Below are 7035 nucleotides of genomic sequence, written 5' to 3'. Positions count from 1 at the left end.
GCCGAGACGCACGTGCCGAAGGCGCAAGTCTCGGCCGCTCGGACGTGAGCCCCCGAAGGGCGCGAAGCCCGTCGCGCCGGAGGCGCGACCACAATTACCGCGGCCCGAATTGACGGTCCCCGGCGTCGCCGAGGCCGGGGACGATGAAGGCGTCGGCGTTCAGGCCGGTGTCGATGGCGGCGGTGACGAGCCGCACCGGCAGGCCGGAATCGCCGAGCACGGCGATGCCCTCCGGCGCGGCGACGACGCAGAGCGCGGTGATGTCGCGCGCCTTGCGGGCCACCAGCAGCTCCAGCGTGTGCCGCATGGAGCCGCCGGTCGCGAGCATCGGGTCGAGGACGAAGACCGGCACCTCGGAGAGGTCCTCGGGCAGCGACTCCATGTAGGGCACCGGCTCGTGCGTGGTCTCGTCCCGCGCCATGCCCACGAAGCCGATCCTGGCGTCCGGCACGAAGGCCGCGGCCGCGTGCACCATGCCGAGCCCGGCCCGCAGCACCGGGACCAGCAGCGGCGGCGCGGCGAGCCGGGTGCCGTCGGCGATCGAGACCGGGGTGGCGACGTCGAAGCGGGTCACCGGGGCGTCGCGTAGAGCCTCGTAGACGAGAATTCCGGTGAGATCGCGCAGCGCGGAGCGGAACTCGGCATTGACGGTGCGCGCGTCGCGCAACGTGGTGAGCAGGGCGGCGGCCAGCGGATGGTCCACGGTGTGGGTGCGCATGATGGAACGATAAGGTCGCGCCGGGGAAATTCGCCGCCTTGCCGGGGAACCAGGGGCCGAGCGGGCGCGTCGAAGACAGTGAATGACGTACTCTGCCTGGGAAACGGATGGGGGGCTGTTATGGACAAGACGTCGGCGGATACCGACGGCATCGTCGCCTACGGTGCGTCCGCGCAAGTCATGGCAGGCGAGATGGCCGCGGCGGGCACGTCGGCGGCGGGGGCGGGGCCCGCGCTGCTCGGCCCGATCATGGGGTTGATCGGCGGTGATTTCATGGCCGCCTACGCCGCCGCGCACGCGGGCCAGGTCGCCGCCATCGGCCAGCTCTCCGCGGTGCTCGGCAGCATGGGCGGCGCGGTCACGGCCGCGGCGGGCGCCATCGCGGACACCGAGCTCGGCAGCGCGGCCGCCATCGCCGCCGATCCGAACGGGTGAGCGCGTGATCGACATCGACGCACTGGCGAAACCGCTGGTCGAGCTGCTGAATTCGTTCGGCTCCGGGGTACTGCCCTCCGGCGGCCCGGCCGACGCGCTGCGCGCCACCTCCGCCGCGGTGGACCGGATCCACGAGCTCGGCCGCAGCAGCATCAACCAGGTGAACACCGCGTGGGACGGCACCGCCGCCGACGCCACCACCGCCAAGGCGCTGCGGGTGCAGACCTCGGCCGCCACCATCTCGGACAACAGCACCGACATGGCCGCCGTGGTGAACCAGGCCGCGGGCGAGGTGGAGAGCGGCCAGAAGGATCTCAACGGCATCCTGCAGTCCTTCGTCTCCACCGCGACCGCGCTCGGCCCCGCGATCGCCACCCCGCCGGGGCTTACCGCGGTCATCGGCTCCGCCATCGACCACATCAACCAGGCGGTCGGCGTGGTCGGCCGGGTGCAGAACGAGCTGGACACGCACACCGCGAGCATGAACGGGCTGACGCCGCCGCCCTCCACCTCGCTCGCCTCCACCCTTGCCTCGTCCGGGCTGCCGCAGCAACTGCTCTCCGGGGCGAGCGGGGTGGCTAGCAGCGCCGGTTCGCTGCTCACCACCATCATGAACAACCCGCTGGTCACCGAGGCGTCGAAGGCGGCTACGCCGACGGCCACCACGCCGACACCTGGCGCCCAGCCGGACACCGGCTCCGGGGAGGCGACCCGCGACGGCGTGGAGATCACGCTGCCGGACGGCAGCCGGGTGGAGGCGCCGAACGAGCAGGCGGCCACCGCGGTGCAGGCGGCGCTCGGCACGCTCGGCACCCCGTACGTCTGGGGCGGCAACTCCCCCGGCGCCGGGCTCGACTGCAGCGGGCTCACCAAGTACGCCTACGGCGAGGCCGGGGTGGAGCTGCCGCGGCTCGCGGCCGAGCAGGGCAACGGCGCCACCCAGGTCTCCGCGGGCGATCTCATGCCCGGTGACCTGGCGATCTGGGACGGGCACGTGGCGATGGTGATCGGCAACGGCCAGTTCGTCGAGGCCGGTGACCCGGTGCAGATCAGTTCGGTGCGAACGGAGAATGTGGGGATGGACTTCTACGGCTTCTACAGGCCGACGTCGTGAGCGAGCAGCAGGAGCCCGGCGTCCCGCCGGTCACCGTGGCGGCGAGCAGCAATCGCGCGGGCACCGTCACGGTGCGCGCCACCGATCAGGGCATGCCGGTGGAGATCGCCTTCGAGCGCAGCGAGTACCGGTACGGCGCGCAGACGCTGGCCGCCGAGATCCTGCGGCTCACCAAGCGCTCCACCATCGCGGCGAAGGCCAAGCGGCGGGAAGCGCTGGCCGAGGCGGGCATGCCCGCCGACATCCTGGACCGGCTGGGGCTGCCCACCCGCGGCCAGGCGGTGGACGAGCTGGATCGGATGGACGACGCGGACACCGGCCCGACGAGCTGGATGAGGCCGGTATGAGCGCGGAGATGGACGCGCTGGTCGCCAGGGCGACCAGCAAGCTGGAGGCGCTGGAGGCCGCGCTGCACGGCTTGAAGCAGGTGCGCGGCCACTTCGTCACCGAGGACGGCGCGGTCGAGGTCGAGGTGGACAGCGACGGCGCGCTCACCGCGCTGCGGCTCTCCGAGGCGGTCACCGGGCTGCCGCCCGCCGAGGTGGGCAAGCTCATCGTCTGGGCCTGCAGGCAGGCTGCCGAGGAGGCGGGCGGGCAGCGCTCGAAGGTCGTTGCGACACTGAACGAGTCGTTCGCTCCCGAGCCCGCCCCCGGCGCCGCCCCCGGGGTGGGGCAGGCGGGATAGTGCCTGAGCCGGAAGGTCGATAGGCTTCCGCCCATGGCTTCTGGAGACATCGTCCCGATCGAGCTCGGTCTGACCGATGGCGATCTCGTCACCCTCTGGGCACCGCGCTGGCGGGACGGTGACGACGAGTGGGAGGCGTTCCTCGGGCACGAGGACAGCCTGTACGGATTCGAGTCCGTCGCGGAGCTCGCCGCGTTCATCCGTACCGACTCGGACAACGATCTCGTCGAGCACCCGGCCTGGAAGGTCGTGGCCGGGCTGTCGGCGGCGGAGCTGGAGCCGGAAGAGGAGCACACCTTCGACCTGGTCGGCGTCCCCGAGCTGGCCGCGAGCGACCCGGACGGCGACACCGTCGCCGAGCTGGAGGACACGCTCGAGATGGTGCGCACCATCGGCGAGGTCTGCGAGCTGGACCCCGTCACCAAGTTCTTCGGCGGGCACCCGGTGCTCGGCGCGCTGCCCGGCGGGCCGAACTCCTTCGCAGGCCGGGAGGGCGAGGAGCTCTGGGACCAGATCGGCGCCGCCATCGCCGAGGGCTGGGACGACGTGCTCGACGCCATCGACGGCGTGGTGAAGTCGCCCGAGGTGGACGCCGAGGCGGTCGCGGTGGCCGAGGCCGAGCTGCTCGCCGCGGCGGAGAACGTGGTCGACGCCGACGACGCCGCGGACAGCGAGGAGTTCGAGGCCGTCGATCTCACCAAGACCGACGACGAGGACCCCGACGACGAGGACGAGGACGAGTCGTTCTGGGCCGAGGTCGGCATCGACCCGGTCAAGATCATCACCTCGGACGGCACCTGGTTCACCCTGCGCTGCTACCTCGACGACGAGCCGATCTTCCTCGGCCGCAACGGCTCCATCGCGGTCTTCGACTCCGAGCGCGCGCTGGCCAGGCACCTCGCCGACGACCACGAGCACGACCTGGCCAGGGTGAGCACCTACGACGAGGTGCAGACCGCGGCCATCGACGGCTCGCTGGAGGTCGAGGTCACCGACGAGAACGTCTACGTGCTGCCCGGCCTCGGCGACGACCTCGGTGAGGGCCCGCTGACCGTCGACGTGGACCAGCTGGACCTGGCCGTCGAGCTCTTCACCGACGCCGCCGACTACGCCGAGGACGACGCGGTGGAGAAGGCGCTCGCCCCCTCCACCCCGCTCGGCTGGTACGTCTCCTACCTGCTCAACCCGGACCCGACCCGGCTGGCCCCGAGCCCGCCGTTCCAGGCCGAGGCCGCCGCGTGGCGCGAGCTGGAGACCTGGTTCGAGGGCAGGCTCGACCGGCCCGAGTGAGCCGCTACCCGAGCATCACCGCGTAGCCCGGCTTGATCACGTCGTCGATGATCTTCAGCCGGTCCGGGAACGGGATGAACGCCGACTTCATCGCATTGATGGTGAAGCGCTCCAGGTCGCTCCAGCCGTAGCCGAAGGTCTGCACCAGCTTGAGCATCTCCGCGCTCATGCTGGTGTCGCTCATCAGCCGGTTGTCGGTGTTCACCGTGACCCGGAAGCGGAGCCGGGCGAGCAGGTCGAACGGGTGCTTGTCGAGCGAGGGGACGGCGCCGGTCTGCACATTGGACGACGGACAGAGCTCCAGCGGGATCCTGGTGTCCCGCACGTACTTCGCCACCAGCCCGAGTTCGGCGTCGGCGACCGAGCCCGCGACGGTGATGTCGTCGGTGATCCGCACCCCGTGGCCGAGCCGGTCGCAGCCGCAGTAGGCCAGCGCCTCGTGGATCGAGGGCAGCCCGAAGGCCTCGCCCGCGTGGATGGTGAAGTGCGCGCTGTTGGCCCGCATGTACTCGAAGGCGTCCAGGTGCCTGGTGGGCGGGTAGCCCGCCTCGGCCCCCGCGATGTCGAAGCCGCCGACGCCGCGGTCCCGGAAGCGCACGGTGAGCTCGGCGATCTCGCGCGAGCGGGCGGCGTGCCGCATGGCGGTGAGCAGGCACACCACCCTGATCCGGCCGCCCGCCGCCGCGACCAGCGCCTCGCCGTCGCGGAAGCCCGCAAGGGTGTGCTCGACCACCTCGTCCAGGGTGAGGCCGCGGTTCAGGTGCTGCTCCGGCGCGAACCGCACCTCCGCGTAGACCACGCCGTCCGCGGCGAGGTCCTCGACGCACTCGCGGGCGACCCGGCGCAGCCCCTCCGGGGTCTGCATGACGGCGACGGTGTGCGCGAAGGTCTCCAGGTAGCGCTCCAGCGAACCGCTGTCGGCGGCATCGCGGAACCAGGTGGCGAGCGACTCCGCGTCGGCGGCCGGTAGCTCGTCGTAGCCGCACTCACGGGCCAGTTCGAGGACGGTCGCGGGGCGCAGCCCGCCGTCCAGGTGGTCGTGCAGCAGCGCTTTCGGCGCGCGGCGGATCGAGGCGAGGGTGAGCGGCATCGGTCCTGTCATGACCCAACGTTAGCCGCCATCGGCGCCCGCGTACCGCTGGTTACCGGCTGTGGCAGCGCTGGTTCACCACCCGCTCGCCGGGTGCCCCCTTCCGGTTGGCCGCGGCGTCACGCGCGGCGGCGCCGCGCACTGCCGCGAACCGTTCGCGGCGGATGGCGCCGCGCGCCGCGGCGGCGTGCGGTACGCCGCCATCCAGTTCCGACCACGCGGATGGCACGCGCGCTCCGGTCACGCCTGCGGCAGGGGTCGGAGCGATCGTCCCTGCGCACCGGCTTGCCCGAGCGCGACGGGGGCGGCCGCACGGTGCGTGGCCTCGGGCGTGGGGAGCGGCGTCAGCCGATCCGGTCGAGGATCAGGGGGCCCGCGGGGGTGTCGCCCGCTTCGGGGGCGATCGTCGTCGCGCCGTCCAGGGCTGCGCGGGCGCCGTCGAAGGTCGCGGGGGTGTCGGTGTGCAGGGTGAAGAGCGGGGTGCCCGCGCGGACCCGCTCGCCGGGCTTGGCGTGCATGACCACGCCAGCCCCCGCCTGCACGGGATCACCCTGGCGGGCCCGGCCCGCGCCCAACCGCCAGGCGGCGATGCCGACCGCACGGGCGTCGAGCCGGGTGAGCACACCGTCCGCGGGGGCGGTGACGGTCTCGGTGTGCGCCGCGCGCGGGAGCGGGGCGTCCGGGTCGCCGCCCTGGGCGGCGATCATCGCCCGCCAGTGGTCCATGGCGCGCCCGGAGGCGAGGACATCGGCGGGGTCGGTGTCGAGCCCGGCGGCGGCGACCATCTCGCGGGCCAGCGCGAGGGTCAGCTCGACCACGTCCGCGGGCCCGCCACCGGCGAGCACCTCGACCGATTCGGCGACCTCGAGCGCATTGCCCGCGGTCAGCCCGAGCGGGCTCTCCATGGCGGTGAGCAGGGCGGTGGTGCGCACCCCGGCGTCGGTGCCGAGCTCGACCATGGTGCGGGCGAGTATCCGCGCGTCGGCCAGGTCGGGCAGGAAGGCCCCCGCCCCGACCTTGACGTCCAGCACCAGTGCCGCGGTGCCCTCGGCGATCTTCTTGCTCATGATCGAGCTGGCGAGCAGCGGCACCGACTCCACCGTCCCGGTGACGTCGCGCAGCGCGTACAGCTTGCGGTCCGCCGGGGCGAGGTCGGCGCCCGCCGCGCAGATCACCGCGCCGATCGCCGGATCCACCAGCAGCTCGCGCATCCGGGCGACCGGGATGTCGGCCTGCCAGCCCGGGATCGCCTCCAGCTTGTCCAGGGTGCCGCCGGTGTGCCCGAGGCCGCGCCCGGAGAGCTGCGGCACGGCGGCGCCGCAGGCCGCGACCAGCGGCGCCAGCGGGAGCGTGATCTTGTCCCCGACCCCGCCGGTGGAGTGCTTGTCCACGGTGGGCCGCGGCAGGTCGGTGAAGTCCATCCGGCGGCCGGAGGCGATCATGGCGGCGGTCCAGCGCGCCGTCTCCCTGCGGTCCAACCCGCGCCAGACGATCGCCATGGCCAGCGCCGACATCTGCTCGTCCGCCACCGCGCCGCGGGTGTAGGCGTCGACGACCCAGTCGATCTGTGCGTCGGTGAGCTCGCCGCCGTCCCGCTTGGCCGTGATGATGGAAACCGCGTCGAGTGCCGTCACGGGCCCGAGTGTGGCACAGCGCCGCCGCCCGCGCCCGGCCGCGAAAGCCGCCGTGTGGGCGGCGGCTCG

8 protein-coding genes are annotated in these 7035 nt (G+C 73.0%); 5 read left to right on the top strand and 3 right to left on the bottom strand.

Translation table 11 applies throughout. From position 1 onward, the window contains the following. Positions 1-94: 94 nt before the first annotated feature. Positions 95-718, bottom strand: a complete 624-nt coding sequence (gene upp, locus ACFUUZ_RS23845; RefSeq protein WP_378699745.1) for a uracil phosphoribosyltransferase — start codon at positions 716-718, stop codon at positions 95-97. Between the two features lie 120 nt (positions 719-838). Here upp and ACFUUZ_RS23840 point away from each other — a divergent pair, with 120 nt between their 5' ends. Genes ACFUUZ_RS23840 through ACFUUZ_RS23820 form a run of 5 tightly spaced genes read left to right on the top strand, consistent with a single transcriptional unit; the run spans position 839 to position 4242 of the window. Next, on the top strand, positions 839-1153 hold the full coding sequence (locus ACFUUZ_RS23840; RefSeq protein ID WP_378699743.1) for a hypothetical protein: 315 nt from the start codon (positions 839-841) through the stop codon (positions 1151-1153). 4 nt (positions 1154-1157) lie between these two features. Continuing rightward, a complete protein-coding gene (locus ACFUUZ_RS23835) occupies positions 1158-2267 on the top strand; it encodes a C40 family peptidase (protein ID WP_378699741.1) in 1110 nt (369 codons plus the stop codon). Further along, complete coding sequence (locus ACFUUZ_RS23830) at positions 2264-2614, top strand: hypothetical protein (protein WP_378699739.1); 351 nt, start codon at positions 2264-2266, stop codon at positions 2612-2614. Before ACFUUZ_RS23835 ends, ACFUUZ_RS23830 begins: the two co-directional genes overlap by 4 nt. Next, positions 2611-2952, top strand: a complete 342-nt coding sequence (locus ACFUUZ_RS23825; protein WP_378699737.1) for a YbaB/EbfC family nucleoid-associated protein — start codon at positions 2611-2613, stop codon at positions 2950-2952. The genes ACFUUZ_RS23830 and ACFUUZ_RS23825 overlap by 4 nt, the downstream gene beginning before the upstream one ends. 33 nt (positions 2953-2985) lie before the next feature. Continuing rightward, a complete protein-coding gene (locus tag ACFUUZ_RS23820; RefSeq protein WP_378699735.1) occupies positions 2986-4242 on the top strand; it encodes a primosomal protein in 1257 nt (418 codons plus the stop codon). A gap of 4 nt (positions 4243-4246) precedes the next feature. Here ACFUUZ_RS23820 and ACFUUZ_RS23815 read toward each other — a convergent pair whose 3' ends face one another. Both ACFUUZ_RS23815 and ACFUUZ_RS23810 read right to left on the bottom strand, forming a co-directional pair. Further along, positions 4247-5344, bottom strand: a complete 1098-nt coding sequence (locus ACFUUZ_RS23815; RefSeq protein ID WP_378699733.1) for an adenosine deaminase — start codon at positions 5342-5344, stop codon at positions 4247-4249. 332 nt (positions 5345-5676) lie between these two features. Further along, on the bottom strand, positions 5677-6966 hold the full coding sequence (locus tag ACFUUZ_RS23810) for a thymidine phosphorylase (RefSeq protein ID WP_378699731.1): 1290 nt from the start codon (positions 6964-6966) through the stop codon (positions 5677-5679). Positions 6967-7035 lie beyond the last annotated feature (69 nt).

The sequence above is a fragment of the Nocardia sp. NPDC057353 genome, from assembly GCF_042667085.1.
Classification (GTDB): Bacteria; Actinomycetota; Actinomycetes; order Mycobacteriales; family Mycobacteriaceae; genus Nocardia.
This window is presented reverse-complemented; position numbering and strand designations above follow the sequence as displayed.

Excerpts from the sequence above, each read along its gene's own strand:
- upp (WP_378699745.1), bottom strand. The coding sequence starts at position 718 with ATGCGCACCCACACCGTGGACCATCCGCTGGCCGCCGCCCTGCTCACC.
- ACFUUZ_RS23840 (WP_378699743.1), top strand. The coding sequence starts at position 839 with ATGGACAAGACGTCGGCGGATACCGACGGCATCGTCGCCTACGGTGCG.
- ACFUUZ_RS23825 (WP_378699737.1), top strand. The coding sequence starts at position 2,611 with ATGAGCGCGGAGATGGACGCGCTGGTCGCCAGGGCGACCAGCAAGCTG.
- ACFUUZ_RS23820 (WP_378699735.1), top strand. The coding sequence starts at position 2,986 with ATGGCTTCTGGAGACATCGTCCCGATCGAGCTCGGTCTGACCGATGGC.
- ACFUUZ_RS23815 (WP_378699733.1), bottom strand. The coding sequence starts at position 5,344 with ATGACAGGACCGATGCCGCTCACCCTCGCCTCGATCCGCCGCGCGCCG.